The 26,326-nt window shown below is 74.4% G+C and carries 23 protein-coding genes and 1 pseudogene; 4 read left to right on the top strand and 20 right to left on the bottom strand.

The window, feature by feature from the left end; translation table 11 throughout:
• The 13 genes and pseudogenes from WA788_RS07110 to WA788_RS07050 all read right to left on the bottom strand — a co-directional run bounded on the left by WA788_RS07110 (position 1) and on the right by WA788_RS07050 (position 13,769).
• Positions 1-1,656: an ABC transporter substrate-binding protein gene (locus WA788_RS07110; protein WP_335972534.1), complete on the bottom strand. Its 1,656-nt coding sequence runs from the start codon at positions 1,654-1,656 to the stop codon at positions 1-3.
• Between the two features lie 134 nt (positions 1,657-1,790).
• Complete coding sequence (locus WA788_RS07105) at positions 1,791-2,696, bottom strand: LLM class flavin-dependent oxidoreductase (RefSeq protein WP_335972531.1); 906 nt, start codon at positions 2,694-2,696, stop codon at positions 1,791-1,793.
• An 89-nt stretch (positions 2,697-2,785) separates the two neighbouring features.
• Positions 2,786-3,463: an antibiotic biosynthesis monooxygenase family protein gene (locus tag WA788_RS07100; protein ID WP_335972529.1), complete on the bottom strand. Its 678-nt coding sequence runs from the start codon at positions 3,461-3,463 to the stop codon at positions 2,786-2,788.
• A 110-nt stretch (positions 3,464-3,573) separates the two neighbouring features.
• Complete coding sequence (locus WA788_RS07095; protein ID WP_335972526.1) at positions 3,574-4,584, bottom strand: methyltransferase; 1,011 nt, start codon at positions 4,582-4,584, stop codon at positions 3,574-3,576.
• A 401-nt stretch (positions 4,585-4,985) separates the two neighbouring features.
• Positions 4,986-5,474: a nuclear transport factor 2 family protein gene (locus tag WA788_RS07090; RefSeq protein WP_335972524.1), complete on the bottom strand. Its 489-nt coding sequence runs from the start codon at positions 5,472-5,474 to the stop codon at positions 4,986-4,988.
• Positions 5,471-7,054 carry an FAD-dependent monooxygenase gene (locus WA788_RS07085; RefSeq protein WP_335972523.1) on the bottom strand — a complete coding sequence of 528 codons (1,584 nt, stop codon included), beginning with the start codon at positions 7,052-7,054 and terminating at the stop codon, positions 5,471-5,473. Before WA788_RS07085 ends, WA788_RS07090 begins: the two co-directional genes overlap by 4 nt.
• A 2-nt stretch (positions 7,055-7,056) precedes the next feature.
• Positions 7,057-8,001 (bottom strand): aromatase/cyclase, encoded by a 945-nt coding sequence (locus WA788_RS07080; RefSeq protein ID WP_335972521.1) that lies wholly within the window; start codon positions 7,999-8,001, stop codon positions 7,057-7,059.
• Positions 8,002-8,081: 80 nt separating this feature from the next.
• Entirely contained in the window at positions 8,082-8,837 is a 756-nt protein-coding gene (locus WA788_RS07075) for an SDR family NAD(P)-dependent oxidoreductase (RefSeq protein WP_335973059.1), read from the bottom strand.
• A 102-nt stretch (positions 8,838-8,939) separates the two neighbouring features.
• Positions 8,940-9,164: pseudogene (locus WA788_RS07070) on the bottom strand (acyl carrier protein); the annotation flags it as partial.
• A 135-nt stretch (positions 9,165-9,299) separates the two neighbouring features.
• Entirely contained in the window at positions 9,300-10,520 is a 1,221-nt protein-coding gene (locus tag WA788_RS07065) for a ketosynthase chain-length factor (protein WP_335972519.1), read from the bottom strand.
• Positions 10,517-11,788 carry a beta-ketoacyl-[acyl-carrier-protein] synthase family protein gene (locus WA788_RS07060; protein WP_335972518.1) on the bottom strand — a complete coding sequence of 424 codons (1,272 nt, stop codon included), beginning with the start codon at positions 11,786-11,788 and terminating at the stop codon, positions 10,517-10,519. Before WA788_RS07060 ends, WA788_RS07065 begins: the two co-directional genes overlap by 4 nt.
• Complete coding sequence (locus WA788_RS07055; RefSeq protein WP_335972517.1) at positions 11,785-12,114, bottom strand: TcmI family type II polyketide cyclase; 330 nt, start codon at positions 12,112-12,114, stop codon at positions 11,785-11,787. Before WA788_RS07055 ends, WA788_RS07060 begins: the two co-directional genes overlap by 4 nt.
• A 125-nt stretch (positions 12,115-12,239) precedes the next feature.
• Positions 12,240-13,769, bottom strand: a complete 1,530-nt coding sequence (locus tag WA788_RS07050; RefSeq protein WP_335972515.1) for an FAD-dependent monooxygenase — start codon at positions 13,767-13,769, stop codon at positions 12,240-12,242.
• Positions 13,770-14,371: 602 nt separating this feature from the next.
• Here WA788_RS07050 and WA788_RS07045 point away from each other — a divergent pair.
• Both WA788_RS07045 and WA788_RS07040 read left to right on the top strand, forming a co-directional pair.
• On the top strand, positions 14,372-15,163 hold the full coding sequence (locus tag WA788_RS07045) for an OvmZ protein (RefSeq protein ID WP_335972514.1): 792 nt from the start codon (positions 14,372-14,374) through the stop codon (positions 15,161-15,163).
• Positions 15,153-15,386: a MerR family transcriptional regulator gene (locus WA788_RS07040; RefSeq protein ID WP_335972513.1), complete on the top strand. Its 234-nt coding sequence runs from the start codon at positions 15,153-15,155 to the stop codon at positions 15,384-15,386. Before WA788_RS07045 ends, WA788_RS07040 begins: the two co-directional genes overlap by 11 nt.
• Positions 15,387-15,591: 205 nt before the next feature.
• On the opposite strand, the gene WA788_RS07035 is transcribed toward WA788_RS07040, so the two are convergent.
• Complete coding sequence (locus WA788_RS07035) at positions 15,592-16,542, bottom strand: NADP-dependent oxidoreductase (protein ID WP_335972510.1); 951 nt, start codon at positions 16,540-16,542, stop codon at positions 15,592-15,594.
• Positions 16,543-16,842: 300 nt separating this feature from the next.
• On the opposite strand from WA788_RS07035, the gene WA788_RS07030 reads away from it, so the two are divergent.
• Both WA788_RS07030 and WA788_RS07025 read left to right on the top strand, forming a co-directional pair.
• Positions 16,843-17,949, top strand: a complete 1,107-nt coding sequence (locus tag WA788_RS07030) for an FAD-dependent oxidoreductase (RefSeq protein WP_335972508.1) — start codon at positions 16,843-16,845, stop codon at positions 17,947-17,949.
• Between the two features lie 140 nt (positions 17,950-18,089).
• On the top strand, positions 18,090-18,890 hold the full coding sequence (locus WA788_RS07025) for an SDR family NAD(P)-dependent oxidoreductase (protein WP_335972506.1): 801 nt from the start codon (positions 18,090-18,092) through the stop codon (positions 18,888-18,890).
• A gap of 87 nt (positions 18,891-18,977) precedes the next feature.
• On the opposite strand, the gene WA788_RS07020 is transcribed toward WA788_RS07025, so the two are convergent.
• From WA788_RS07020 to WA788_RS06995, 6 genes are all read right to left on the bottom strand, one after another.
• Positions 18,978-20,483, bottom strand: a complete 1,506-nt coding sequence (locus WA788_RS07020; RefSeq protein WP_335973056.1) for an FAD-dependent monooxygenase — start codon at positions 20,481-20,483, stop codon at positions 18,978-18,980.
• 279 nt (positions 20,484-20,762) lie between these two features.
• On the bottom strand, positions 20,763-22,229 hold the full coding sequence (locus WA788_RS07015) for a sulfatase-like hydrolase/transferase (RefSeq protein ID WP_335972503.1): 1,467 nt from the start codon (positions 22,227-22,229) through the stop codon (positions 20,763-20,765).
• A complete protein-coding gene (locus WA788_RS07010) occupies positions 22,226-23,218 on the bottom strand; it encodes an aliphatic sulfonate ABC transporter substrate-binding protein (protein WP_335972501.1) in 993 nt (330 codons plus the stop codon). The genes WA788_RS07015 and WA788_RS07010 overlap by 4 nt, the downstream gene beginning before the upstream one ends.
• Before the next feature lie 93 nt (positions 23,219-23,311).
• Positions 23,312-24,124: an ABC transporter ATP-binding protein gene (locus tag WA788_RS07005; RefSeq protein ID WP_335972499.1), complete on the bottom strand. Its 813-nt coding sequence runs from the start codon at positions 24,122-24,124 to the stop codon at positions 23,312-23,314.
• Positions 24,121-25,014 (bottom strand): ABC transporter permease, encoded by an 894-nt coding sequence (locus tag WA788_RS07000; RefSeq protein WP_335972496.1) that lies wholly within the window; start codon positions 25,012-25,014, stop codon positions 24,121-24,123. The genes WA788_RS07005 and WA788_RS07000 overlap by 4 nt, the downstream gene beginning before the upstream one ends.
• Positions 25,011-26,279, bottom strand: a complete 1,269-nt coding sequence (locus WA788_RS06995) for an ROK family transcriptional regulator (RefSeq protein WP_335972495.1) — start codon at positions 26,277-26,279, stop codon at positions 25,011-25,013. The genes WA788_RS07000 and WA788_RS06995 overlap by 4 nt, the downstream gene beginning before the upstream one ends.
• Between the last annotated feature and the right edge of the window lie 47 nt (positions 26,280-26,326).

The raw sequence follows: 26,326 nt of genomic DNA, 5'->3' as shown, positions 1-26,326 counted from the left end.
TCACTTCCCGAGCCAGGCGTCGTGGAACTCCAGCCAGGTGTTGGCGTCGGCGGTGATGCCGTGCACCTTGGTGGAGGCGCCGTACACCGAGGAGACGACGTACATCGGCACCACCAGCGCGAGGTCCACCGCCCGCTGCTGGACCTTGGTGTAGTACGCGGCGCGGCCGGCCGGGTCGAGGGTGGTCTGCCCCTGCTCGGTCCACGTGTCGAGGTCGGCGTCCTTGATGAAGGTGCCGTTGGCGCCGCCCTTGGCCGGGGTCTCGGCGCTGTTGAAGTACAGCCGCAGCACGTCCGGGTCGGCCCGCGACCAGCTGTAGTCGGAGATGTCGTCCTTGCCGCCGAAGAGCTGCTTGACGAAGGTGCCGACGTCCTGCCGGGGCCGCTTCACCTCGATCCCCAGCTTCTTCAGGTCCGCCTGCACCGCCTGGCCGAGGATGTCGTGCTGCTGGCTGACGAGGTTCTGCGGCATCAGCGGCCACTCGAGGGACAGCCGCTTGCCGTCCTTGGTGCGGTAGCCGGCGGAGTCCCGCGCGGTCCAGCCGGCCTGGTCCAGCAGCTTCGCCGCGAGCTTCGGGTCGTACGGCCAGGTCCCGGTCAGGGAGGAGTCGTAGCCGACGGTGGCGGGCGACAGCGGGCTCCAGGCGCGCTGGTAGGCACCGAAGTAGACGCTCTTGACGTCGGCGTCCACATTGATGCCGCGCTGCACCGCCTCGCGGACCCGCTTGTCGGTGAACGGCCCGCGGGAGGCGTTGAGCACCAGGTTGTACACGCCGCCGGGGGCCTGCTTGGAGATCACCGTGAGGCCGCCGCTCGGCTTGAGGGTCTTCACGTCCGTCGGGGGCACGGACTTGGCGACCTGGACCTGTCCGCTGCGCAGCGCGCCGACCCGGACCGAGTCCTGGCTCAGGAAGCGGTAGGTGAGCTTGTCCAGGTAGGCCGGGCCCTGGTGGGCGTCGGTGGACGGGGCCCAGTCGTACTTCGGGTTGCGGGTCAGGACGGCGCTCTGCCCCTTGGTGTAGGAGGAGAAGACGAACGGGCCCGTGCCGACGTCGGCGGGGCCGCCCGCGCCGAGCTTGGAGCCGTACTTCTTGATCGCGGCGGGGGAGTAGAAGCCGAGGTAGGGGGTGCTGGCGGCCTGGAGGAAGGGCGCGAACGCCTTGGTGAAGGAGACCCGCACGGTGTACGGGTCGACGACCTTCGTGCCCGCGTACGGGCCGAGCAGCCCCGCGGCGTACTGGGACTTGGTGGCCGGGGCCACGATGCGGTCGAAGTTGGTCTTCACCGCCTGCGCGTTGAAGGGCGTGCCGTCGGTGAAGGTGACGTCCTTGCGCAGGTGGAAGGTGTAGGTGCGCAGGTCCTTCGACACGCTCCAGGACGAGGCGAGCCAGGCGTGGAACTGCCCCTTGTCGTCCTGGTAGACCAGTGAGTCGAAGACGTTGCGCTGGATGGAGCCGGTGATGTCCTGCTGGCTGACGTCGATGTCCCAGGAGACCGGTTCGGTGTCGACCGCGTAGGTGAGGGACCCGCCGGAGACGGGCTTGCCGGTGGAGGTGGTGCTGCCGCCCGACCCCGATCCGCCGCCGCAGGCCGCGGCGAGGAGTATGGCCGCGGTGGCGGCGGCGAGCGGGACGGGTCTGCGGCTGAGGCGGGACATGCGGGTCTCCCGTAGGTACCTGGTGGGTGCGAGGGCGACGGCCGGGCCGCTGGGGTGCGGCCCGGCCGTCAGGGTGGTGCGGGTGGTGCGGGTCGTGCTGTGCGGGGGGAGGGGATCGGTTTTGTGGCGGGTGGTCAGGCCTTGGCGAGGTTCTCCCGGACGGCGGGCACGACCTCCTCCGCCCACCGCCCGAGCGCGACGTCGAGCGGGCCGCCGTCGGTGGCGAAGTGGATGAACCCGGCGGCGCCGTGCTCCAGTACGGCGCCGGTCAGCTCCTCGACCCACTGCCGTACCGAGCCGCCGATCCAGCGGCCGTCGGGGTCCCGGGTGCGGTCCAGCGCGGCGCTCGTGATCCGGCCCGGCAGGTTGAAGACGGTGGCGACCTCCGACGGGTCGCGCCCGGCCTCGGCCGCGGCCCGGTCGACCAGCGGACGCGAGTCGAGGTAGCGCCGGCTCACCCAGTCCGAGGCGTGGCCGGGTATCCAGCCGTCGGCCAGCCGCCCGGTGACCGCCAGGGAGCGTTCGCCGAGCGACCCGGTCCAGATCTGCGGGGTGGGCACGTCGGCCGGCTCGATCTCGCGGATGGTGCTGAACTCGCCCTGGAACGTGACCGGTTCACCCCCGCCGGACAGCGCGCGGACCACGGTGATCGCCTCCTGGAGCGCCCGGACCGCCTGGCCGGGGCCGAGCCGGGGCCGGCCGAACCGCTCGATCTCGTCCCAGAAGCCGCCCGCGCCGATGCCGAGCACGATCCGCCCGCCCGACAGCGCCGACAGCGAGGTGACCGCCCGGGCGAGCACCGGCGCGGGCCGGCTCGGCAGGTTGGTGACGTTCGCCAGCCCGGCGATGCCGGAGGTGGCCCCGAGCACGAAGCCCAGCGTGGAGTAGGCGTCCAGCCGCTGCCCGTAGTACGGATGGTCCGAGGTGGAGAACAGGTCGAGGCCGGAGCGGTCGGCCTGGACCCCGAGCCGGACGATCTCGGCGGCGCGGGCGGTCTCGGTCCCGGGGGCGAATCCGAACAACGTGGTGCGCTGCGTCATCGACGCGCACTCCTTTCGTGAAGGGGGCGGTGGGTCGGGCGATCAGATCGGTGGAGCCGGTCTGGCGGGTCCGGCCGGGCGGTGCGCCGTCAGCCGGCCGCGGACCGGCTGTGCACGACGGTGTAGGTGTTCGCGTCCCGCCCGGTCACCAGCGAACGGGCGTGCTCCCGGCCGCGCCGCACGCTCGCCGGGCGCTCCTCCTCCGGCAGCAGGTGGAAGGCGTCGTACGCCTCCTTGCTGTCCCACTGGGCGTAGTTGACGACGGTCTTGCCGTCCAGGCCGCGCAGGATCGTGTGCGAGCGGTGCCCGGGGTAGGTGCGGACCCACTCCTCGGGTTCGGCGAGCGTGTCGACCAGGTCCTTCTGGTGCTCCGGGTCGACGTCGAAGACGACGATCACCGTGTAGTCGTCGCGCTCGGCGGAGAACTCCGCCTTCGCCAGGCCCGGGTGGAGCTGTGTGGCCACCACCTCGGTCTGGAGCAGGCGGATGGACGTGGCGAGTTCGTTGAACAGCGGCACCGTGTGGTGCTTGAAGCCCTCGCCGGCGTACCGGGCCTGGAGGTCCTCGAGGCTGCGCCACTGGATGTAGTTGGCGGTGCCGCGGGCGTCCTGGCCGCTGTGCAGCGTGGAGGAGATCCAGCCGGGGTAGTCGGCGTGGTCGATGATGTCCCGCATCGCGTCCAGCAGGCGGTCCTGGCCCTGCTGGGTCTCGGTGCGGAAGAGGTTGAGCACGGTCAGGTAGCCGTCGTCGGGCGAGAGGAAAGGCATGGCGGTCTCCGGTCGGAAGGCAGCGGCGGACACGGCGGAGGAGCCCGGAAAGGGCTGCGAACTCCACTGTGTGAAGCGGAAGGTGACGGTGGATCAGGTAATGTTCGGGCTCAGGCCGCGACGGCCTCGACGACGCTGCAGTGGCCGCCCGGCACGATCCGGGTCAGCCGCAGCCCGGCGCCGGCGAGCAGCGCGGCGAACTCCGCCTCGGTGCGCTGCCGGCCGCCGCACAGCACGAGCATGTCCAGGTCCATCAGCTTGACGTTCAGCGCGGGCCGGTCGGTCGGCAGCACCGCCTCCACCAGCAGCACCCGCCCGTCCGCGGGCAGCACCGCCCGCACCTTGGACAGAATCCGGACCGACGGCTCGTCGTCCCAGTCGTGGATGATGTTCGACAGCAGGTAGGCGTCGCCGCCCGGCGGCACCGCGTCGAAGAAGCTGCCGCCCTGCGCGGTGGCGCGCTCGGCGACGCCCGCCTCCTTGAACACCGGACCGGACTCGGCGACGACCTCCGGCTGGTCGTAGAGCACCCCGCGCAGGCCCGGGTTGGCTGCCAGGACCGCCGACAGCAGCGCGCCGCGCCCGCCGCCGACGTCGACGAGCGTGCGCAGGCCGCCGAAGTCGTAGGCGGCGACGATCGAGCCGATGATCTGGCGGGACGTCTGCGTCATCGCCCGGTCGAAGACGCCCAGCACGTCGGGGCGGTCGCGGATGTGGTCCCACACGGACGTGCCGTGCACGCGCTCGAAGACCGGGGCGCCGGTGCGGACGCTGTCGGCCAGCCGGGTCCAGGTGTCGCGCTCGGCGGGCAGACCGGTCCAGACGGCGAAGTCCCGCAGCGAGACGGGCGAGTCGGTGCGCAGCGCGTCGCCGAGCTCGGTGAGCGAGAAGACGCGGTCCGGGCGCTCCTCGAACAGCTCGATGTCGGCGCAGGCGCGCAGCAGCCGGTAGAGGGTCGGCGCGTGGGCGCCGACCTCCTCGGCGACCTCCTCGACGGTCCGGGGCCCGGCGGCGAGGGCGTCGGAGACGCCCAGTTCGGCGGCGGCGCTGACGGCCTGCGCCATCCACCCGGCGGTGGCCAGCTGGAGGATGCGTACAGGGGGTGGAAGCGAAGCGGGCATGGCGGAACAGCCTCCATGAAAGGGGGTTGCCCGTGTCCGCCGCACGGCCCGGCCCGCGGCAACGGTCTCGCGCGGACGCGAGGACACGGTGGCGCGACGGGGCGGGGTACGGGGTGCGGAAGCGGGCTGCGGCTGGCGGAGCCGGGAGAGAAGGCTCCTGAAAGGCGCTGCACGGAAGGAGGTTGACGAACCGTCTGTTTCCGGGCAGGGCGAAGCCGCCCGGAAAGCGTGACACATGCCTGAGCAGGGCGTCAACTGACGACCGGACGGTCCGGGGCGGCGGGGCGGTCGGCGCGCGGGGCGTGGCGAGCACGGTGGTGCGCGGGGCCGCCGGAGTGGTGGGTGTGTCGGGGTGGTGGGTGTGCGTGGGGTGATGTCCGGCGCTTTGATGGCGGGGGTTTCTACGGACGGCCGGGGCGGGGCGGCAGGTCGCCGCGGCTCCAGACCAGGTGGATGGCGAGGGCGCTCAGCCGCCATCCGTCCGGGGTGCGCACCGCCCGGGCCGCGACCCGGCTGCCGGTGCGCAGGTCCGCCCGGGCGGACTCGGGCGGGTGGACGTGGGTCACCAGCAGCTTGGCGGTCAACTCGGCCGCGTCCCCGGCCAGTTCGACCACATGGTTGGTGCTGGCGTGGTGGGTGCGCGCCCAGTTCGCCTTCGCCGCGCGCTGGAACTGTGCGAGCCCGGCGAGCCCGTGGTGCCCGCCCACCGGGAACACCAGCTCCAGGTCCGGCGTGAAGAGGGTGCCGTACCAGGTGTCGTCGCGCGCCACCGTGCCCAGGTCGTCGAAGTCGAGCAGATAGCGGTCGAGCAGGCCGCTGATCTCGGCCCGGTCGAGCAGTTCGGCGACGGCGGCGGCACCGTGGGCGCGCGGCAGGCCGGGCGCGCTCATCGCGGGCCGCGGGGCGGCGGGCCGAACCAGCGGCGCAGCGCCCTGCGGGCCGCGGCCAGGGTGCGGGCGGGGGTGGGGTCGGGGCCCGCGGCCCAGGCCACATGGCCGTCGGGGCGGACCAGTGCGGCGCCGACCCCGGCGAGCCGCTGCGCGTCCGGCCCGGTGGCGCGCGCCCGGACGTGGTGCACGCGGTCGGCCCAGGGCGCGAGGGCGCGGGCGAGCCGTTCGCCGTGGGCGGCGTCGCCGGTGAGGTCGAGCAGCACACCGCGGCCGTCGCGCAGCAGCGCGGCGGTGGTGGTGGCGGACGGCGCCGACAGGGGGACGTGGGGGAGCAGGCCGCCGGTCAGGGCGTGGCCGCCGCCCAGGTCGTAGCGGGTGTCGAGGCCGCTGACCTCCCCCGCGAGGTGCCGCCGCGCCGGGGGCAGGGCGATCAGCTCCTCGAACACCGCCCGCACCGGGTCGACTTCGGGCCCGCCGAGCAGCAGCAGGGCCTGGGCCCGGACCGAGGTGAGGACCTGGTGCCCGGCCGGGTGCCGCTCCGCGTGGTAGCTGTCCAGCAGGGCGTCGGCGAACGCGGGTGCGCCCGCGTCCTGCGCCCGCAGCGCCGCGGCGAGCTTCCACCCGAGGTTGAAGGCGTCCTGGAGGCCCAGGTTGAGGGCCTGCCCGCCGACCGGCAGGTGCCGGTGGGCCGCGTCCCCGGCGAAGAGCACCCGGCCCTCGCGGTAGCGGGCGAGCTGGCGGGCCGCGTCGTCGAAGGCGCCGGCCCACAGCGCGGTGCCGTGTCCGATCTCCTCACCGGTGACGCGTTTCCAGGCGTCCGCGACGGTCGCGAACCCGACCGCGCCGTCGGGGGAGCCGGCGGCCGACGGCGGGGAGCCGAAGACATGGACCATCACCCGGGTCACCCCGTCCGCCCGCCGGGCGGCGATCGCGAGGCCGCGGTCCAGCCGTTCGAAGCGGCGGTCGGGGATGTCGATGCCCGCCACGTCCCCCCGCAGCAGCTCCCGTTCGGCGCCCTGCCCGGGGAAGTCCGCCCCCAGCAGCTCGCGCACGGTGCTGTCCTGCCCGTCGGCCGCGACGGCGTAGCGGGCCCGTATCCGGGTGGCGGCGCCGTCGGGGGTGCGGGCGAGCAGGTCGACGTGGCCGGGGCCCTGCGTGACGCCGTACACGTCATGGCCGCGCAGCACGCGCACGCCCGAGTCGGCCGCCCGGGCGGCGAGTCGGGCTTCGGTGGTGGTCTGCGGCACCTTCCACTGCCCGGCGTACGGGCCGGGGCCCGCCAGGTCCAGCGGGATGCCGCCGAAGTGGCCGCGCGGCTCGTGCGGGAGGGTGCCGAAGGCGGTCAACAGGCCTCGGCTGTCGAGGAGTTCGAGGGTGCGCGCGTTGAGGGTGGAGGCGCGCGACTCGGTGGTGGGCTCCACCAGCCGCTCCAGGACCAGTACGTCGGCGCCGCCCAGCCGCAGTTCCGCGGCGAGCAGCAGGCCGACCGGTCCCGCGCCCACCACGACGGCGTCGGCGTGCAGGTCGGGCTCCTCCGGCGCGGACGCGGCGTCCGCGGCGGGGCGTTGGGTGGGGGCCATGGTCACCGCCCGCCTTCCGCGTAGGCCCGGGCGAGCTCCAGCGTGGCCCGGCTGTTGGCGCTCAGCGCCCCGCGGACGTAGTCGCGTGCCGCGGCCACGTCCGCGTCCGGGCCGAGCACGCCGGCGATCGCGTCGGGCCTGAGGACGACGGTGTGCCGGGAGGCCGCCGCGACGCCGTTCCCGTCGTCGGTGAAGGTCCACAGCCCGGTGTGCAGCGCCAGCAGCGCCGGGAGCGTGACCTGCTTGTAGGCGATCCGGTGCGGCGCCAGGCACACCCGGTGCGACTTGGTGGTGTGGGTGCTGCCGTCCTTCGCCCGGGTGTCCATCTCCAGCGTCTGGAGGCCCGGGGTGTCCTCGGTGAGCCGGACCCGGGCGACGTGCGGCAGCCGGCTCTCCCACTGGCCGGCGTCGTTGACGAAGTCGTAGACGTCCTTCGCCGTGCCGTCGACGTGCACCACGTCCTCGAAGGAGAACGTCAACTCCGCCTCGTGGTGAGCGCGTTCGACGTTCGCCCGCAGGCCCTCCAGTTCGGTGCGGGAGTTGCGGTCCACCGCCTGGTCGATCCACGCCAGGCCCTCGGGGCTGTCGTCCACCGCGCTGTAGTCGTGCAGCAGCCGCACCCGCGCGGCGACCGCGCCCTGCGGCTCCACGATCCAGGTGCCGCCCATCCGGGCCACCGGCGGGGTCGAGACCTCCTGCCGGAAGTCGATCCGCAGCGCGCCGGGGTCCAGGGTGCGGCGCGAGGTCCAGCTCTTCGGCTCGCCGTTCGCGGTGGCCCAGATCCGGATGCGCTCCTGGCCGCCGGAGCGCTCCAGGTGGTCGACGTGGATGGTCGGCGCGAAGACCACCGGCCAGCGCGCGACGTCGGCGAGCAGGTCGTAGACGGTCGCGGCCGGGGCCGCGACGGTGATGGTGTGTTCGGTCTCGTGCGTGCCGCGCTGCGGCATGGGACCTCCGTAGGTGGTGAGGCGGCCCGGGAGGGCCGGACGGGGTGAGGGGTGGTGCGGCGGCAGGTGCCGGGCGGTCGTCAGAAGTTGCCCAGGCCGCCGCAGACGTTCAGCGCCTGGGAGGTGACCGAGCCGGCCGCGTCCGTCACCAGGTAGCCGACCAGGCCCGCCACCTCCTGCGGCGTCGAGTAGCGGCCGAGCGGGATCTTCGCCTGGAAGCGGGTGAGCACATCGCCCTCGCTGACGTCCCACGCCTGGGCGTATCCCTGCCGGACCCGCTGCGCCATCGGCGTCTCCACGTATCCCGGGCAGACCGCGTTGACGGTGATGCCGGTGGGCGCCAGTTCGTTGCCGAGCGCCTTGGTGAAGCCGACGACGCCGTGCTTGGACGCGGAGTACGGCGCCCCGAGCACGACGCCCTGCTTGCCCGCGGTGGACGCGATGTTGACGATGCGGCCCCAGGGCCGGCCGCGCAGCCCGCCGGTGGTCAGCACCTCCCGGGTGACCAGGAAGACGCTGTTGAGGTTGGTGTTGATCACGTCGTACCAGAGGTCGTCGGCGAGGTCGGCGGTGACACCGCCGCCGGAGCGCCCGGCGTTGTTGACGAGGATGTCCACGCCCCCGTACGCGGCCACCGCCTGCGCGACGAACGGCCGGACCGACCGCGGGTCGCGCACGTCGACCTCGGCGCCGTCCACCGCGAGCCCCTCGGCCCGCAGTTCCTTGACGGTCGCGGCGACCGACTCGGCGGTGCGCGCGCCGAGGAAGACCCGGTGGCCCTGTTCGGCCAGCAGCCGGACGACGGCCAGCCCGATGCCGCTGGTGCCGCCGGTCACGACCGCGACCCGGCCGACGTCCCCCGCGGCCGGGTCTGGTTGCTCCTCCTCGGCGGCCGGTTGCGGCGCCGCGGCGGCCAGTTCGCCGTTGACCGCGGCCAGCAGCGCCCGGGGGGTGGTGTCGGGGGCCAGCGCGTCGTCGCCGAGCGCGATGCCGTACTCGCGCTCGATCCGGCTGCCGGTCTCCAGCAGGGCCAGCGACTCGTAGCCGAGCGCGCCGAAGTCGGTGTCGAGGATCTCGCCCTCGAGGTCGACGGTCTCGTCGGCGCCCGCGCCCTCGCGCAGAATCCTGCGCAGGTCGTCGAGGCGGAACGGGGTGTGCGCCATGGGGTCCTCCCAGCGGGACGGGTGGGTGTAGGTGCGGCGGCCCGCGCGGCAGCGGACCGGTGGGGCGGTCGGGGGTGCGGTCGAGGTACGGGTCGGGGCGCACGCGGCGCCGGGCCGGATCGAACTGACGTGGCGTCAGATAGGGTCGGCGGCGCGAACGACGACCGCGGAGTTGAAGCCGCCGTAGCCGCGGGCGACGACCAGCGCGGTACGCAGCGCCGCCTCGCGGGCGGCCCCGGTGACCAGGTCGATCCGGTAGCCCGGGTCGGGGGTGACATGGACGGTCGGCGGGATGACGCCGTGCCGCAGCGCCAGCAGCGCCCCGGCCAGGTCGAGCGGCGCGGCGCCCGACCCGAGCCGGCCCGTGGCGGTCTTCGGCGCGGTGACCGGGACGGCCGACGGCCCGAACACCGCCGCCAGCGCGTCGGCCTCGACCCGGTCGAGCGCGGGCAGCCCGGCGGCGTCGGCGAAGACCACGTCGACCTCGTCCGGCGCCACCCGCGCGTCGGCCAGCGCGGCCACGATCGCGTGCCGCAGCCCCGGCTCCCGGCCGGAGCCCGGCCGCGGGTCGAAGGAGGCGCCGTAGCCGGCGACGACGCCGTAGCCCGCCACCCCCCGCGCCCGCGCGGTGGCCGCGTCCTCGACCAGCAGGATCGCACCGCCCTCGCCGGGGACATGGCCGGAGGCCGCCGCGTCGAAGGGCAGATAGGCGCCGTCCGGGTCGTCGCTGGTGGTGAGCCGGGCACTGGCCAGCTGCGCCACCCAGCCCCACGGGCACAGTGCGGCGTCCACACCGCCGGAGACGATCAGCGGGGTGCCCTTGCGGATGAGCCGGCGGGTGTGGGCGAGCGCGTCGAGCCCGCCGGCCTGGTCGCTGACGATGACGCCGGAGGGCCCCTTCATGCCGTTGCGGATGGAGATCTGGCCGCTGTTGACGGCGTAGAACCAGGCGAAGGACTGGTAGGCGCTCACATACTGGCCGCCCTGGCTCCACAGCTTGCGCAGTTCGTTCTGCCCGAACTCGAAGCCGCCGGAGGTGCTGGCGGTGACCACGCCCATGTCGAACGCGGCGTGGTCGGTGGCCGGGTCGATGCCCGCGTCGTCCAGCGCCCAGTCGGCGGCGACCAGCGCGAGGCGCGTCATGCGGTCGGTCTGCGGGATCAGCCGCCCCGGCAGGTGCTCCTCGGCGGTGAAGCCGGTGACCTCCCCGGCCAGCCGGGCGGGGTAGCCCGCCGCGTCGAAACGGGTGATCGGGCCGATGGCGCTGCGGCCCTCGACGGTCGCCGACCAGAACTCCTTGGTGCCCAGACCGGTCGGCGCGACCACGCCGAGCCCGGTGACCAGCGCCTCGCTCATGCCGCCCTCCGCTCCGGCGCGGCCAGCACCATCGCCGACTGGAAGCCGCCGAAGCCGCTGCCGACGGTCAGCACGGTGTCGGTGCGGTGCTCGCGGGCAGTGAGCGGCACGTAGTCGAGGTCGCACTCCGGGTCGCGGGTGTGGAGGTTCGCGGTCGGCGGCACCACGTCGTTGCGGATCGCCAGCGCCGACGCGGCGATCTCGATCGAGCCGATCGCGCCGAGCGAGTGCCCGACCATCGACTTGATGGAGCTGACCGGCACCTCGTAGGCGTGCGCGCCCAGGCTCCGCTTGAACGCGGCGGTCTCGTGCCGGTCGTTCTGCTTGGTGCCCGAGCCGTGGGCGTTGACGTAGTCCACGGCGCTCGGGTCGAGCCGCGCCTCGTCCAGGGCGACCCGGATCGCCTCGGCCAGCTCCACGCCGTCCGGGCGCAGGCCGGTCATGTGGAAGGCGTTGCAGCGGGAGGCGTAGCCGGCGATCTCCGCGTAGATCCGCGCGCCGCGGCGCCGCGCCGCGCCCAGCTCCTCCAGGACGAAGACGGCCGCGCCCTCGCCGAGCACGAAGCCGTTGCGGGTGCCGTCGAAGGGGCGCGAGGCGTGCTCGGGGTCGTCGTTGCGGGGTGTGGTGGCCTTGATGGCGTCGAAGCAGGCCACGGTGATGGGGGAGATGGGGGCGTCGGAGGACCCGGCGACCATGACGTCGGCGCTGCCCTCGCGGATCAGCTCGACCGCGTGGCCGACGGAGTCGATGCCGGAGGTGCAGCCGGTGGAGACCACCGCCGACGGCCCCTCGGCGCCCGCGGCCCAGGCCACCTCCGCGGCGAACGAGCTGGGCACCAGGTAGTCGTACAGGTGCGGTACGGCGTAGCGGTGGTCGACCTCCGCCAGCCGCCCGCCGTCGCTGACCACGCGGTACTCCGTGTCGAGACCGGTGGTCGCGCCGACCGCGCTGCCGACGGTGACGCCGACCCGGTGCGGGTCGAGGGCACCGAGGTCCAGCCCGCTGTCCTCCAGCGCCTCGCGGGTGGCGGCCACCGCCAGTTGGGCCGCGCGGTCCATCCGCCGGATCTCCTGCGGGCCCAGGCCGTGCGCCTCGGGGCAGAAGTCGATCTCGGCGGCGACCCGGGACCGGAACGGCGCCGGGTCGAAGAAGGTGATGCCGCGGGTCGCGGTGCGGCCCTCGGCGAGCAGGCCCCAGAAGTCCTTGACGCCCACCCCGCCCGGGGCCAGGACGCCGATGCCGGTGATGACCACGCGCCGCCCGCTCATGCCGAGCCGTCCCAGGAGTAGAAGCGGGTGGCCATCGCGTCGGCCGGGGAGCGCCAGGTGGCCGGGTCGTAGGCGCCGATGAAGGGCTTGAGGTCGGCGCTGATCCGCACGAAGCGCGGGTCGGTCTTCGCGTCCTCGATCCGGCTGCCGCCGTCGTTCTCGTCGAAGTCCTGGAGGTGGAAGTACAGGCCGCGGTAGAAGAACAGCTGGCGGCGCCGGGTGCCCATCCGGTGCGGCAGGTCGGTGCGGTCGAAGTCGGCGAAGAGCGCGCCGACGTCGGCGGCGTGGCCGGGTTCCATCCGCGCCACGATCAGGGTGCTGTGCATCGGTCCTTCTCTCGGTCGTTCCGGGGGGTGGTGACAAGAGAGCGGGGCACGCCGTCGGGCCCTGGGGTACAGCAGTGCGGGGGCAGGTGCGGGGTGTACGGGGGTGTTCCGGGGGAGCTCGGCGGTCAGGCCGCGGCGGCCGGCGCGGGGCGGCGGGCCGGGCCGAACCAGCGGGCCAGGCTCTCCTCGACGCCCAGGCCGCTGCCCGGAGAGGTCCACGCGACGTGGCCGTCCGGGCGGACCAGGACGGCGCCGGTGCCGGCCGGCACCCCGCCCCCGCCGGTACGGTGCGCGCCGCCGCTGCCGGCCGGGTCGTCCGCCGGTTGCGGGGCGCCGGTGACGACGGTCAGCCGGTCGCTCCAGGCCGCGGCCCGGCGGCGCAGCCCGGCGTCGTCGGCGAGGTCCAGCAGCAGGCCCCGGCCGGTGCGCAGCAGCGCGGTGGTGTCCACGGGCCCGGCGGCGGTCGCCAGCCGCGCTTGAGGAAGCCGCCGCCCGAGCAGCGGGTGGGTGCCGGGCCCGACGTCGTAGCGGATGTCGAGGCCGCTGACCATCCCCGCCAGGTGGCGGCCCACCGCGTCGTGGACCACCAGCCCGGCGAGCACGTCCCGCAGCGGCTGCACCTCGGCGCCGCTGAGGTAGAGCAGGCCCTGCGCCCGGGTGTTGACCAGCAACCGCCGCCCGACCGCGTGCCGTTCGTCGTGATAGGTGTCCAGCAGGCTTTCCGGCGCGTCGCCGCGCACCACCGCGCCCAGCTTCCAGCCGAGGTTGACGGCGTCCTGCACGCCGGTGTTCATGCCCTGGCCCCCCGCGGGCAGATGGATATGCGCGGCGTCGCCCGCCAGCAGCACCCGCCCGCGCCGGTACTGCGTCGCCTGCCGCGCCGCGTCGCCGAACGCGCTGATCCACAGCGGGGTGGCCGCGCTGATGTCCTGGCCGGTCAACCGCTGCCAGGCGGCGGCCACTTCGCCGTACGCCAGGCCCTGCGGCCGGCGGCGCGGCCGGGCGCCGCGCTCGCAGACGATGATGCGGTGCGCGCCCGCGCCGATCGGCACCGACATCGCCATGCCGCCCGGCAGTGCCTCGCCGATCGGGCGCGGCGCGATCGCGCAGTCCGCGATGTCGGCGAGGAACATCTCCATGGTGGACTCGGTGCCCTCGAAGGCGAATCCGCCGAGCTTGCGCACGGTGCTGCGGCCGCCGTCGCACCCGACCAGCCAGGACGCGCGCAGCGTACGGCGGCCGGCGGGCCCGTCCACGGTGACGGTGACCTCCTCGCCGTCGGCGGCGAGCCCCACCACCTCGGTGCCGCGCAGCACGCGGACGCCCAACTCCTCGATCCAGCCGCCGAGTACGGCCTCGGTGCGGTGCTGCGGCACGCCCCGCACGCTGAAGTGCGCGCCGTCGAGCACGCCGAAGTCCACCGGTACGCCGCCGAAGTGGCCCAGCGGGCTGGTGTCCAGCGGTCCGTACCGCGGCAGCAGGCCGCGCTGGTCCAGGACCTCCATGGTGCGCGGGGTGAAGCCGAGCCCGCGGGACTCGCCGCTGGGCTCGGCGAGCCGGTCCAGCAGCAGGACGTCGGCGCCGGCCAGCCGCAGTTCGCCCGCGGCCATCAGCCCGGTGGGGCCGGCGCCGACCACGATCACGGCAGCGTCCATGAGGGTGCCTCCTCTCATTGGTTCCACACGGTGGGACGGGGGAGCGGCGATGCCACGGATGGCGCCGGTGCCGCGGATGCCACAGCTGTCATGGGCGTCATGGGCGTCATGGGCCGCGGCAGGGGCGGAGAAGGGGAGGGAGAGGGAACGACGGGGCGCCTGGAACACCATCGGTCAGGGCCCGGGTCCCGGGAGGGGGAACGGCATGTCGGTGCGGGACCGCCAGGGGTCTCCCGCACGTGCCGGTAACGCGGCGCGAAGTGGGCACAGCTGCGCCGTGAAATGAGTGTGACAGCCCGCTTCGGATGCTGTCAATAGCAGATCTGAATCGCGATCAGGGGCCTCGGGAAACCTGCTGCGGCGTGATCGCGGCGCGCTTCCGCCGCCCCGCCGCCGGGCGTCCTCACATGTGCTTCACGCCCACGTAATTGGGCGCAACATTTGCGCCCGGAGATCGCCCGGCGCCGGGCTCTGCTTTCCTTGACGCCGTGCCTCGGCGCTGCTTACTGTGCTGCCGACCCAGCTGCGAACGGCCATTCGATCCCATCTCTGCGACCGGACAGAATTCGGATGGACCGGCCGCCGACGGAAAGGGTGTCACCATGCGCCGGCCCCTACGCGTCCCCGAGGCCCACGCACCGCTTCTTCGAACCGTCCAGGCCGGCGACCGAGGTGCCGCCGGCCGTGCCACCGCCGAGTGCGCGCGCTGCCGTCGCGGGGTCGGCAGCGCCGGACACGGCTCGCCGTCCCGGCCCGCGCTGTGCGGGCCGTGCGTGGAGCGGCTGCGCGCCGACCTGTGCCATGTGCTCACCCTGCACGAGGAGACCGAGCGCGCCCTCGTCCGCACCCCGGCGTCGCTGCGCCAACGTGTCAGCGGCAGCCGGTCGTTCGGGATCGTCCTGGACGACGACGCGGTGGCGGTGCGCTCGGCGATCCGCGCCCTGCTGCTGTCCTGGACCCGCCTGGTCGCCGATGAACGAGGGGTGCCCGCCGTCACGGACACCGAGGTCAGAGGGCTGCTGCGGTACCTGGTGGTCCATCTGGAGTGGCTGGCGGGCCATCCGGCCGGGCCCGACTTCGCCGATGAGGTGGCCGAGTTGCTGGCCTCGGCCGGGCGGGGTGCGGCCGCGGAGCAGGCGGCGCCGCTCGGCCCCTGCCCGCAGCCCGGCTGCGGGGGGACGCTGCGGGCGCCCGCCGCGGCCGCCGTGCCCGCCGCGGGCCAGGCGCCCGCCGCCCGGCAGGTGCGCTGCGAGTACGGCCACGGGGTGCCGCCCCGCCAGTGGTTCCTGCTCGCCGAGCGCAGCCGGCGCGGCGCGGACGGACGGCGCCCCGCGCCGGCCGGCGCCGGCCGGCCGGGGGCCGCGGGGGCGGGGGTGCCGGCCGGTGAGCGGTGACCGGCGCCCGGCGCGCACCGTGCCCACCGAACTCGCCGCACTCGCCATGGGCGTCTCCCCGGCGACCATCAGGAAATGGGCGAGCCGCGGGAAGATCACCCGCTACGGAAGCCCGCAGCGCGCCGAATACGACCTCGACGAACTCTTCGAAATGGCCGCGTCGGGAAATCCGGAGATTCCGCAGGAATGCCCGGGAGAAGCCTCCTGCGGGGCGTCGGGATGAGCATGTGAAAGGCGGTCGGAAGATGACGGAATTCGACGGCGGGCAGGAATTTCGGGCGCGCCGGAAGATCCGGCGGCCCGCAGCGGAATACGCGGCCGCGCCCGCCCGCGCGGCACCCCGGAAACCGCCGGGGCCGACCCCCCGGAAACCGCCGCAGCCGGCGGTCTCGAAAAGGCCCGGGGGGCGATTGCGTTCCGCCCGGCGGCTATGGCGCGGCCACCCCGGGCGGGCCCGCGGGCGGCGGCATTTCCAGCACCACCTTCCCCAGCGTGTGGCCGCCCTCCACCGCGCGCACCGCCTCCGCCGCCCGCGCGAACGGCACCACCCGCGTCACCATCGGGTCGAGCACGCCGGTGCGCACCAACTCCACGACGGCGCCCAGCAGTCGGGGGTCGCGTACCGGGCCCACCGGCGCGCCGCCCAGCGCGCCGACCGCCGCCCGGTCCGCGCCGCTGACCAGCCGCTCCCGGTCCGCGAGCAGCCCGGCCGCCTCATGGAGCACCTGACCGCCGACCAGGTCCAGCACCCCGTCGATCCCCGCGGGCGCCGCCGCCCGCACCCGCGCGGCGAGCCCCGGGCCGGAGGCGACGTGCACCACTCCCAGCGCCTCGACCGCCGCCCGCTTGCCTTCGGCGGCCGAGCCCACCACCGACAGCCCGAGGTGCCGCGCGACCTGCGCGGCGGCCACCCCGACCCCGCCCCCGACCCCGGTGATCAGCAGCGTCGCCCCCCGCGGCAGCGCCAGCCGGCGCACCGCGCCGTAGCCGGTCGCCGCCGCGATCGGCAGCACCGCGGCGTCGGTCCAGGACACCTCCGCGGGCTTGCGCACCGCCGCGTCGGCGGCCAGCAGGGTGTACTGGGCGTACCCGCCGGTCGACGGCCCGCCCAGGACCGCGTCGCCGACCGCGAAACCGGTCACGCCCGGCCCGAGGGCGGCGACCTCGCCCGCCGCCTCCCCGCCCATCACGGCCGGCAGCAGCACCTCGGGCGCACCGGCCGGCCGGCGGCCCGAACGGCGCTTCCAGTCCACCGGGTTGACCCCGGCCGCGCGCACCGCGAGCAGCAACTGCCCCGGCCCCGGCGCCGGTATCGGCAGATCGGCGAAGTGCTCGGCCTCCGGGCCGCCGAAGTAGCTGTGGACATAAGCCTTCTGCACGTGTTTCCCCGGTGTTCTCAAGCGGTTCCGCTCGGGCGGAATCCGGTGGGCGGACTTCGGGAGCAGGGCGTTTCGGCGGGCGGATCGGCGCGGGCTTGCGCACCGGTCCGGCCCACTCGGCGAAAATGCCATGCAGATTGCACTTTACCTAAGGCGCTGGCTAGGCTCGACCCGAGTCCGACGGATCGTCTGTTTTCCGTCGGTGGTTCGGCATTCGGCCCGCACCGCGCGCCTGCACCGCCCCTCGGGCGCACCGGCGCACCCCCTGGCGGAGCGCGGCACAGACAAGGAGCACATCGCATGGGAAACACGGTTGTCGTCGTCGGCGGCGGATACGGCGGGGCGGCATTGGCCAACCTGCTCGACGCGGACTTCGACGTGGTGCTGGTCGACCCCAAGGACGCCTTCGTCCACACCGTGGCCGCGTTGCGCGGCCTGGTGGACGAGGACTGGTCGCAGCGCATCTACTTCGGCTTCGACGGGCTGCTGCGCCGCGGCCGGCACGTACGCGACCGCGCCGTCGAGGTCGACGAGCGCGGCGTCACCACCGCCGGCGGCCTGCGCCTGGACGCGGACTACGTGGTGCTCGCCACCGGCTCCGCCTACCCCTACCCCGCCAAGCAGGAGGCCGACGACGCCGCGGCCGCCCGCGAGCGGCACGCCGCGACCCGGGCCGCGCTGGCCGCCGCCGAGCGGGTCCTGCTGCTGGGCGCCGGCCCGGTCGGGCTGGAGCTCGCCGGGGAGATCACCGACCGCTGGCCGCGGCTGCGCGTGGTGCTCGTCGACCCCGCCGACGACGTGCTCGGCGGCCGCTACCTGCCCGAGCTGCGCGCCACCCTGCGCGAGCAACTGGCCGCGCGCGGCGTGGAGTTCGTCCTCGGCAGCGCGCTGGCCGCCGAACCCGAGGTGCCGTCCGGCGTCCGCGAGCCGTTCACCGTCCACACCGCCGCGGGCGTCGCCGTCGAGGCCGACCTGTGGTTCCGCTGCTACGGCGTCTCCCCGCTCAGCGACATGCTCGGCGGGAGCCTGGCCGCCGCGCGCCGCGACGACGGCTTCGTGGAGGTCGACGCGCACCTGCGGGTGGCCGGCGCCGCGAACGTCTTCGCGATCGGCGACGTCACCGCGGTGCCGGAGCCCAAGCGGTCCAAGGCCGCCTCCGAGCACGCGGCCGTCGTCGCCGCCAACATCACCGCGCTGGCGGCCGGGCGGCCGCCGCAGCGCGCGTACGAGCCGGGCGGCGACGCCGTGCTGGTGCCGCTGGGCGCCACCGGCGGCGCCTCCCAGGTACCCGGCCCAGACGGCCCCTTGGTGCTCGGCCCGGAGGAGACCGTCCGCTACAAGGGCGGCGACCTGCTCGTCGGCCGCTACGCGGAGCTGTTCGGGGTGTCGGCGCCCGTCGCCGGCTGAGCCGTACGGGCGCCGGCTGAGCCGGACCGCGGGACCGAGCAGCCCCACCGTCAGAAGCACGCACCTACCGAGGCGTTGAGATTCCGACCGGGGGCCGCCGGCCGCCCGGGCTCGCACGCGACATGAGAGGTGGTCCACCCATGGGCAACGAAGCGCGGTCCCTGGCCGGGAAGGTCGCCGTGGTCACCGGCGGCGCGGGCGGCATCGGCGCCGCCACCGTGGAGGCGCTGGCCGCGGCGGGCGCCGACGTGGTGCTCGCCGACGTCGAGGAGGAGGCCGTGGCGAAGGCCGCCGCGGAACTGGCCGCCAAGGGCCTGTCCGTGGTCGGCCGCGCCGTGGACGTCGCCGCCGAGGACAGCGTCCGCGACCTGGTGGACTTCACCGTGGACACCTTCGGCGGCATCGACGTGCTGGACAACAACGCCGCCCTGACCTCGGCGATCCGCGCCGACCGCGACGTGGTGACGATGCCGGTCGAGCTGTGGGACCAGGTGATGGCGGTCAACCTGCGCGGGCCGATGCTGCTGTGCAAGCACACGGTCCCGGTGATGATCCGGCGCGGCGGCGGCTCGATCGTCAACATCACCAGCGGGCAGGGGCTGTCGGGCGACCGGGTGATGGTCGCCTACGGCAGCTCCAAGGGCGGGCTGGTCGCCCTGACCCGGTTCGTGGCCGCCGCGTACGGCGCGCACGGCGTGCGGTGCAACGCCGTCGCGCCCGGGCTGATCCGCACCCCGGCGCTGGAGGCCGACATGCCGCTGCCGGTCCAGGAGATGTTCCAGAGCGCCAACCTCATCCCGCGGCTGGGCACCCCGCAGGACGTCGCCGAGCTGGTGGCCTACCTCGCCTCCCCGGCGGCGTCCTTCATCACCGGCCAGGTGCTGCCCGTCGACGGCGGCTTCCTCGCGCACCTGCCGACGCTCTCCCCGCTGCCGCACTGAGGCCGCACGAAGGCCCGGGCCCGCCCTCCAGCGGCGGACCCGGGCCTTCGCCTTGCTGCCGCACGTCCCCCGCGCGGCCCGGGACCCTCACCCCACCCAGGGTGAGATCCCCGCCTCGATCGCGCCCGGGCCGGCCGGCCCCGCCCACGCGAAGTAGCCGTCCGGCCGCACCAGGGCTGCCTCGCCCGGCGCGAGGTCGCCGCCGGCCGACCGCGCCACCACCAGCCGGTCCTTGCGGCGGGCGGCCCCCGGCAGTTCCCCGCCGTCAGAACCGGCCGCGTCCGCCGCCGGGAGCACCAGCACGAACCGCCCCCCGCGCAGGACTTCGTACAGCCGCCCCCGCTCCAGCGGCAGGTCCGGGGCGCGCCGCCCCACCAGGCGGTGCGCGCCGCGCGGCGCCGGGTAGGCGTAGCCGACCCCGGTGATCTCGCCGACCGCCTGCCGCGTCACCGGCCGCACATGGGTGACGACCAGCTTCCGCACGGTGCGCAGCGCCACCTCGAACGGGTTGTGCGCCATCGCCAGCCGCAGGTTCAGCCCGCTGGTGCGCAGCACCGCCCGGCCGACCGGGTGCCGCTCGTCGTGGTAGCTGTCGAGCAGCGCGTCGCCGGCCCAGCCGCCGAGCACCGCCGCCAGCTTCCAGCCGAGGTTGGCGGCGTCCTGAAGACCGGTGTTCATGCCCTGCCCGCCGGCCGGCGAGTGCTGGTGCGCGGCGTCCCCGGCGAGCAGCACCCGGCCGACCCGGTAGCGCGGCACCTGCCGCTCGTCGCTGTGGAACCGGGACAGCCAGCGCGGGTCGTGCATGCCGAAGTCGCTGCCGAAGGCCCGCTCGATGATCGACCGCAGCTCCTCGAACTCCAGCGGCGCGTCCTCCGCCGCCTCGCGGCCGGACCGCTCCCAGCCGCCCACCCGCCACCAGCCGTCGCCGAAGGGCGCGATGAAGCCGAACGCGTCCCCCGTGCCGTGCACGCGCACCACCAGCTCGGGCCGCTCGGTGAACTTCACGTCGGCCAGCGCCACCGAGCGGATCACGACCTTCCCCGGGAACGGCAGCCCCAGCGCCTCGCGCACCGCGCTGCGCACCCCGTCCGCCCCCACCAGGTACGACGCCCGCACGGTGCGCACCTCGCCCGCCCCGTCACCGGTCTCGCGGACCGAGACGGTCACCCCGTCGGCGTCCTGCGCCAGGCCGGTGACCTCGGCGCCGTAGCGGATCACCGCGCCGTGCTCCAGCGCCCGGCGCAGCAGCAGTTTCTCCACCTCGTACTGCGGGGTGACCAGCAGGAAGGGGTAGCGGGAGGCCAGCGTGCCGAGGTCGAAGGGGATCGCGCCGAACAGCCGCAGCTCCCGGATGACCTGGCCGGTGGGCACCAGCTCGTCGGTCAGGCCGCGCGCGTCGAGGAGTTCGAGGGTGCGGGCGTGCACCCCGAAGGCGCGGGTGAGGTTGCTGACGCCCTCCGGGCGCCGTTCGAGGACCTCCACCGGCACCCCCGCCGCCGCGAGGTCGCCGGCCAGCAGCAGCCCGGTCGGCCCGGCGCCGGCCACCACCACCGGGAACGGCGCCGGGTGCGGGGACTTCGGGGCGGTGGGCATGCCGTCGCCGGAGCGCGGCGGATCTTCCTGGGACATGCGCGACTCGCTTCCTGGGGAATCCCGGAGCAGGGCTCGACGGGGGACGGCGGGAGCCGGGAACCATCCTGCTCCGCGTCTGTGAACCCTGTGCTGCGGCGGCATGTCGGCACCCGCGCGCCCGCCGTGCCCGCCCGCGCGCGTGCCCGCCGCGCCCGGGAACGCGTACGCCGCCACGACGGGGCCGTGGCGGCGTACCCGGACGAGCGGCGGTGCGCCCGCTGCGGAAAGGTCCCTACGGCGCTACGCGGTGGTCTCCGGTTCGAAGGCGCTCAGGGTCGGGTCGTAGTCGGACGTACCGATGTCGTACATCGGGGTCATCCAGTGGTAGAAGTTGTCGCCGCGCTCGCGCAGCAGCCCGTACAGCCGGCGCATCAGGCGGCGCCGGACATCGGCGAGTTCGGGGTGCGGGTAGCGGTTGGCCAGCTCGTACGGGTCGGCCGCCAGGTCGTACAGCTCGTTGACCGACTCGGGGTTGACCACGAGCTTGTAGCGGTCGTCGCGGATCATCCGCTGCGGGTAGGGGAAGTGGTGGCCGTGGAACTCCGCCAGCAACTCCTGCCGCCACGGCGGCGCTTCGCCCCGCACCAGCGGCAGCAGGCTGCGACTGTCCACCGCGGGCGACGGATCGCAGCCCGCCAGCTCCAGGATGGTCGCGGTGCAGTCGGTGAGCGTCGCGAACTCCTGCCGCACCTGCGGAGGCCCGCCCGGCACCCGGACGATCCCCGGGATGCGGTAGATGTCCTCGTACATCGCCGGGCCCTTGTCGTGCAGCCGGTGCGCGCCGGTGAACTCGCCGTGGTCCGCGGTGAACAGCACCGAGGTGTCGTCGGCCAGGCCCAACTCCTCGATCCGGGTGAGGATACGGCCGATCTGCTCGTCGATGAGCGTCACATAGCCCCAGTACACCGCGATGAGCTTGCGGGTCACCTCGATGGGCATCGTGTCGAACGTCCAGTGCGCGCTGTAGTTGCGCTGCACCGGCGGCTTGCCCTCGAACGTCTCGGCTATCGAGGGCGGCAGCTCCACCAGCTCCGGGTCGTACCGGTCGAAGTAGGCGTCCGGCAGCAGGTAGGGCAGGTGCGGGCCGAAGAAGTGCGTGGCCTGGAAGAACGGCCGCCCGGTGGCCGCGTAGCGCTCCAGCTGCTCGATGGTCCGGGTGGCGAGGTAGTACTCGAAGGTGGCCTCCACCGGCTGGTGCAGCCGCGCCGCCAGCAGGTTGCCGGGGTTGCCGTTGGGCATGGTGCCGCGCACCAGGTCCGAGATCCGGTACGGCGGCAGGTCGCGCTCGGCGAGGTAGGCCAGGTAGTCCGGGTGGTCGACCGGGTTGTGCCAGCCGGCCAGGTCCGGGCCCTCGAAGCCGTACGACGCGGCGTTGCGCTCGGTGCCGCCGTGCCACTTGCCGACCAGGCCCAGCTGGTAGCCGCGCTCGGCCAGCGCCGCGGGGAAGGTGAAGACGTCCTCGCGCAGGTCCTCCAGGTAGCCCACGTTGCGCTCGTGGTTGGCGAGCAGCCGGTGCCGGAAGGGCGCCTGGCCGGTGAGCAGGCTCGCCCGGGCCGGGGTGCAGATCGCGGTGGGGGTGTAGAAGCGGTCGAAGCGGGTGCCGCCGGCCGCCAGCCGGTCCAGGTGCGGGGTGGCCACGTGCGGGTTGCCGTACGCGCCCAGGGTGTCCACCCGGTGCTGGTCGGTCATCAGGAACAGGATGTTCACTTGCCGGACGCCTTCGTGAACGCGGCACCGTCGTAGTACGACGACGGGTCCGGGGCCTTCTTCAGCTGGCCGGTGCTCACGAAGAAGTCGGCCAGGCCGTTCAGCCACTTGTCCACGGTGCCGTCCTTCGTCTTCGCCACCAGCTGCGCGGTGGTGAGCAGTTCGACGTTGGCCGCGTCCGCGCGGGTCTGCGCCTCGGTGACCTGGAGCATCTTCGCGGACAGCTTGATCGCCTCGTCCTTGTGGGCGGACCGCCAGTCGTTCGCCTCCTGGAGCACCTTGACCACCTTCGCGGTACGGGCGGCATCCGCCTTCGGGCCGGAGACGAAGGCGGTGGGGAAGGCGTGGTCGGGGAAGTCCCGGTCGGCGGCCAGCTCCACCAGCTTCGGCTTGCGCTTCTTGATCGTGTCGATCAGCGGGTAGTAGAAGCCCGCGCCGTCGATCTGCCCGGAGGAGAACGCCGACACGATGGTGGCCGGGTCCATCGCCACCTTCTTGACGTCGGAGATCTTCATCCCGGCCTTCGCCAGCGCCAGATCGAGGATCATCTCGCCGGAGGTGCCCTCGGTCACCGCGACCTTCTTGCCCTTCAGCTGCTCGATCGAGGTGATGCCGGGCTGCGCGATGACCCGGTCGGCGTAGGTGAGCGTGTCGATGGCGATCAGCTTCGCCTTGCCGCTGGCGGGCAGCCACAGCGCGCCCGGGCCGATGTAGCCGTAGTCGAGGTCGCCGGAGCCCAGCGCCTGGATCTGGATCGGGCCGTTGGTGAAGACCTTCACGTCGGCGCTGAGGCCGTGCTTCTTCCACAGGCCCTGGTCGTCGGCTATCGCCAGCAGGCTGGAGCCGTTGAAGTCGCCGATGTAGCCGAAGCGGACCTTGGAGCCGCCACCGGAACCGCCCGAACTGCTGGAGGAGCAGGCGGCAGCGGTGAGTGACAGAGCGGATGCGGACAGTGCGGTGACGAAGCCGCGCCGGCTCAACGGGGCCATGGCGGGGGTCCTTTCGGGAAAGTGGTACGGGAAACGGGGTACGGGGTTACGGGTACGGCGTGCGGTGCGCGGAAAAGGAAGCGGGGGTCCGACTCAGGCGGCCGGGGCGTCCGGTGCGGGATTCGCCGCCGGGGGCGGGTCGGCCGGACCCTGGTGGTACACCGACTGCCAGACCTGGTTGCGCAGCGCGGCGAACTCGGGGGAGAGCCGGATCTCCTCCGTGCGGGGATAGGGCAGGTCCACCTCGACCACCGTGTGCACCCGCCCGGGCTTCGCCGCCATCACCACCACCCGCTGGGCGAGGTAGACGGCCTCCTCCACGTCATGGGTGACGAACATGACGGTGCGCCGCTCCTTGCTCCAGGTCTCCAGCAGCTGGTCCTGGAGCTGCACCCGGGTCAGCGCGTCCAGCGCCCCGAACGGCTCGTCCATCAGCAGCACCTCGGGGTCCACCGCGTACGCCCGGGCGATCGCGCAGCGCTGCTTCATGCCGCCCGACAGCGTCTTCGGCAGCGCGTCCGCGAAGTCCGTCAGCCCGACCAGCTCGATCGCGTGGTCCGCCCGCGCCCGGCGCTCCCGGGCCGGCATCGAGGACAGCTTCAGCCCGAACTCCACGTTGCGGCGCACCGTCAGCCACGGGAAGAGCGCGTACTGCTGGAAGATCACCCCGCGGTCGGGGCCCGGCCCGGTGACCGGCCGGCCGTCCACGGACACCTCGCCCGACGTCGGCTCGACCAGCCCGGCGGCCATCCCCAGCAGCGTGCTCTTGCCGCAGCCGGACGGCCCCACCACCGTGACGAACTCCCGCTCGCCGATGTCCAGCGACACCCCGCCCAGCGCGGTGAAGGTGCCGCCCTTGACCGGGTACGTCCTGACGGCGTCCCGGAAGGAGATCTTGGGTGTCATCGTCGCTCCTGCCAACCGGTGAGACGGCGCTCGGCGAGCAGCAGCAGCCGGTCCATGACCAGGCCCAGCACGCCGATGGTGATCAGTCCCACGAAGATCGTGTCGAGGTCGTAGTAGGTCTCGGCGTGCTGCATCCGGAAGCCCAGGCCCTCCTGCGCGGCGATCAGCTCCGCGGCCACCAGGGTCGACCAGGCCGCGCCCAGCCCGATCCGCATGCCGACCAGGATGAACGGCGCCGACGCCGGGATGACCACCTTCAGGAAGATGGTCCGGTCGCGCGCGCCCAGCACCCGGGCGGCGTCGATGAGGGTGCGGTCCACGTCCAGCACGCCCTGGAAGGTCGCCACCACGCTGGACAGGAACGCCGCCAGGAAGATCACGAAGATCTTCGGGGTCTCGCCGATGCCCATGAGCACCACGGCCAGCGGGATCAGCGCCAGCGGCGGCACCGTGCGGAAGAACTGCACATAGGGCTCGAACAGCCCGCGCGCCACCGGGTACCAGCCCATCAGGAAGCCGATGACGACCGCCAGCACGGTGCCGAGCAGGAAGCCGGTCAGCACCCGCCGCAGACTCGCGGCGATGTCGCCCTCCAAGGTGCCGTCGCCCAGCAGCTGCCCGGCCCTGCGGGCGACCGCCACCGGGCCGGGCACGTCGTGCACGCCCCGCGCGGCCAGCAGCGCCCACACGCCCACCCCGACCGCCACCGCGACCACGTTGAGCAGCAGCCGCGGCGCGCCGCGCCGCCAGTCCACCGCCCGGCGCGGCCCGGCCGCGTCCTTCCCCGCCGTCGGCGCCCCCGTGGACAGCGCACTGTCCTGCTCGGTCGTCGCCAGGTCCATCGTCGCCTCGCTCCGTTCGTTGCCGCTCATCGGGCTCATCGGGCTCATCGGGTACCTCCGTGCGCGCCCGCCGCCCGGGCGACCGGGTGGCCGTGCAGCTGCGGCGAGTCCCGCAGCACCAGCGCGATGCCGCCGAGGGCCGCCCCCACCTCGCCGAGCGCCGCCGGGCGCAGGTCGATCCGGTCCCGGGCCACCGGCAGCAGCCCGGCGGCCAGCGCGTCCTCCACCGGGCCGGTCAACGCCTTTCCGGCGGCGGCGAGTTCACCGCCGACCACGATCACACCCGGGCCGATCGCGTTGCACACCGCGGCCAGCACCGTGCCGATCCGCCGCCCCACCTCGGCGAGCACGCCCACCGCGACTGCCTCGCCGTCGCGCGCGGCCGCCGTCACCTCGGCGATGTCCCCGGCCCGGCCGCCCGCCGCCCGGTACGCCTCCAGCACCGCGCCCACCGACGCGACCGTCTCCAGGCAGCCGGTGCCGCCGCACTCGCACGCCGCCCCGTCCGGCACGACCGTGATGTGGCCGAACTCCCCGGACATCCCGTACGCGCCCCGGTGCGGCGCCCCGCCCACGATCAGCCCGCCCCCGACACCGTGCGACAGCCGCAGGTACAGCACGTCGCCCGCGCCCGCCGCCGCGCCCCACGTCGACTCCGCGAGCGCGGCCAGCCGGGTGTTGTTGTCCACGAAGACCGGTACGTCGAAGCGGCCGCCCACCAGGCGCGCGACGGCGTCCCACCCGTCCCCGGCGGTGCTGGGGCCGGCGGGTGCGGCGGTTTCGGCTGGTGCGGCGGGGCCGGCGCCGGACAGGGCGTCGTCCGCCGCCGTGACCGGCGGGCCCACCACCGGGCCGACCACGCCCACACCGATCGCGCTGAGCGCGTCCAGCCGCAGGGAGTCCCCGGCTAGGCCGCGGATGAGGTGCTCGGCGAGGTCGGCGCGCTCGGCCCAGCCCAGGTCCGGGCCGTGCGGGCGGGTGGCCGAACCGACCACCTCGTGGGCGACGTTGACGGCCGAGACGTGGACGGCGCGGCGGGCGAAGTCGATGCCGATGGCGAGCCCGGCGTCGGGGTTGAGGGCGAGCCGCTCGACCGGCCGGCCGCGCTTGCGGGGGCCGGCCTCGGGCGCGGCGGCCACCACGGCGCCGTTGCCGACCAGCGCGCCGACGATGTCGTACAGCGTGGTGCGGGACAGCCCGCAGCGCGCTCCCAGCTCGCCGCGGCTGAGCGGGCCGTGCGTGCGCAGCAGGTCCAGCACCAGTTGCTCGTGGCCCCGCCGCAACCGGGACAGGAGGCCGTCTTGTTGCTGCATGCCGACAGGATGCGGACCCGGGATTTTTTCGTCAATGCTCCGGAAAA

This window comes from Streptomyces sp. CA2R106, assembly GCF_037034245.1.
Classification (GTDB): Bacteria; Actinomycetota; Actinomycetes; order Streptomycetales; family Streptomycetaceae; genus Actinacidiphila.
The sequence above is the reverse complement of the archived record's forward strand: the minus strand, read 5'-3'. Positions and strand labels throughout refer to the sequence as shown.

What these genes read in the sequence shown, in the direction of transcription:
- WA788_RS07110 (WP_335972534.1), bottom strand. Translation starts at nt 1,656, where the DNA reads ATGTCCCGCCTCAGCCGCAGACCCGTCCCGCTCGCCGCCGCCACCGCG.
- WA788_RS07105 (WP_335972531.1), bottom strand. Translation starts at nt 2,696, where the DNA reads ATGACGCAGCGCACCACGTTGTTCGGATTCGCCCCCGGGACCGAGACC.
- WA788_RS07100 (WP_335972529.1), bottom strand. Translation starts at nt 3,463, where the DNA reads ATGCCTTTCCTCTCGCCCGACGACGGCTACCTGACCGTGCTCAACCTC.
- WA788_RS07095 (WP_335972526.1), bottom strand. Translation starts at nt 4,584, where the DNA reads ATGCCCGCTTCGCTTCCACCCCCTGTACGCATCCTCCAGCTGGCCACC.
- WA788_RS07090 (WP_335972524.1), bottom strand. Translation starts at nt 5,474, where the DNA reads ATGAGCGCGCCCGGCCTGCCGCGCGCCCACGGTGCCGCCGCCGTCGCC.
- WA788_RS07085 (WP_335972523.1), bottom strand. Translation starts at nt 7,054, where the DNA reads ATGGCCCCCACCCAACGCCCCGCCGCGGACGCCGCGTCCGCGCCGGAG.
- WA788_RS07080 (WP_335972521.1), bottom strand. Translation starts at nt 8,001, where the DNA reads ATGCCGCAGCGCGGCACGCACGAGACCGAACACACCATCACCGTCGCG.
- WA788_RS07065 (WP_335972519.1), bottom strand. Translation starts at nt 10,520, where the DNA reads ATGAGCGAGGCGCTGGTCACCGGGCTCGGCGTGGTCGCGCCGACCGGT.
- WA788_RS07060 (WP_335972518.1), bottom strand. Translation starts at nt 11,788, where the DNA reads ATGAGCGGGCGGCGCGTGGTCATCACCGGCATCGGCGTCCTGGCCCCG.
- WA788_RS07055 (WP_335972517.1), bottom strand. Translation starts at nt 12,114, where the DNA reads ATGCACAGCACCCTGATCGTGGCGCGGATGGAACCCGGCCACGCCGCC.
- WA788_RS07050 (WP_335972515.1), bottom strand. Translation starts at nt 13,769, where the DNA reads ATGGACGCTGCCGTGATCGTGGTCGGCGCCGGCCCCACCGGGCTGATG.
- WA788_RS07045 (WP_335972514.1), top strand. Translation starts at nt 14,372, where the DNA reads ATGCGCCGGCCCCTACGCGTCCCCGAGGCCCACGCACCGCTTCTTCGA.
- WA788_RS07030 (WP_335972508.1), top strand. Translation starts at nt 16,843, where the DNA reads ATGGGAAACACGGTTGTCGTCGTCGGCGGCGGATACGGCGGGGCGGCA.
- WA788_RS07025 (WP_335972506.1), top strand. Translation starts at nt 18,090, where the DNA reads ATGGGCAACGAAGCGCGGTCCCTGGCCGGGAAGGTCGCCGTGGTCACC.
- WA788_RS07020 (WP_335973056.1), bottom strand. Translation starts at nt 20,483, where the DNA reads ATGCCCACCGCCCCGAAGTCCCCGCACCCGGCGCCGTTCCCGGTGGTG.
- WA788_RS07010 (WP_335972501.1), bottom strand. Translation starts at nt 23,218, where the DNA reads ATGGCCCCGTTGAGCCGGCGCGGCTTCGTCACCGCACTGTCCGCATCC.
- WA788_RS07005 (WP_335972499.1), bottom strand. Translation starts at nt 24,124, where the DNA reads ATGACACCCAAGATCTCCTTCCGGGACGCCGTCAGGACGTACCCGGTC.
- WA788_RS07000 (WP_335972496.1), bottom strand. Translation starts at nt 25,014, where the DNA reads ATGAGCCCGATGAGCCCGATGAGCGGCAACGAACGGAGCGAGGCGACG.
- WA788_RS06995 (WP_335972495.1), bottom strand. Translation starts at nt 26,279, where the DNA reads ATGCAGCAACAAGACGGCCTCCTGTCCCGGTTGCGGCGGGGCCACGAG.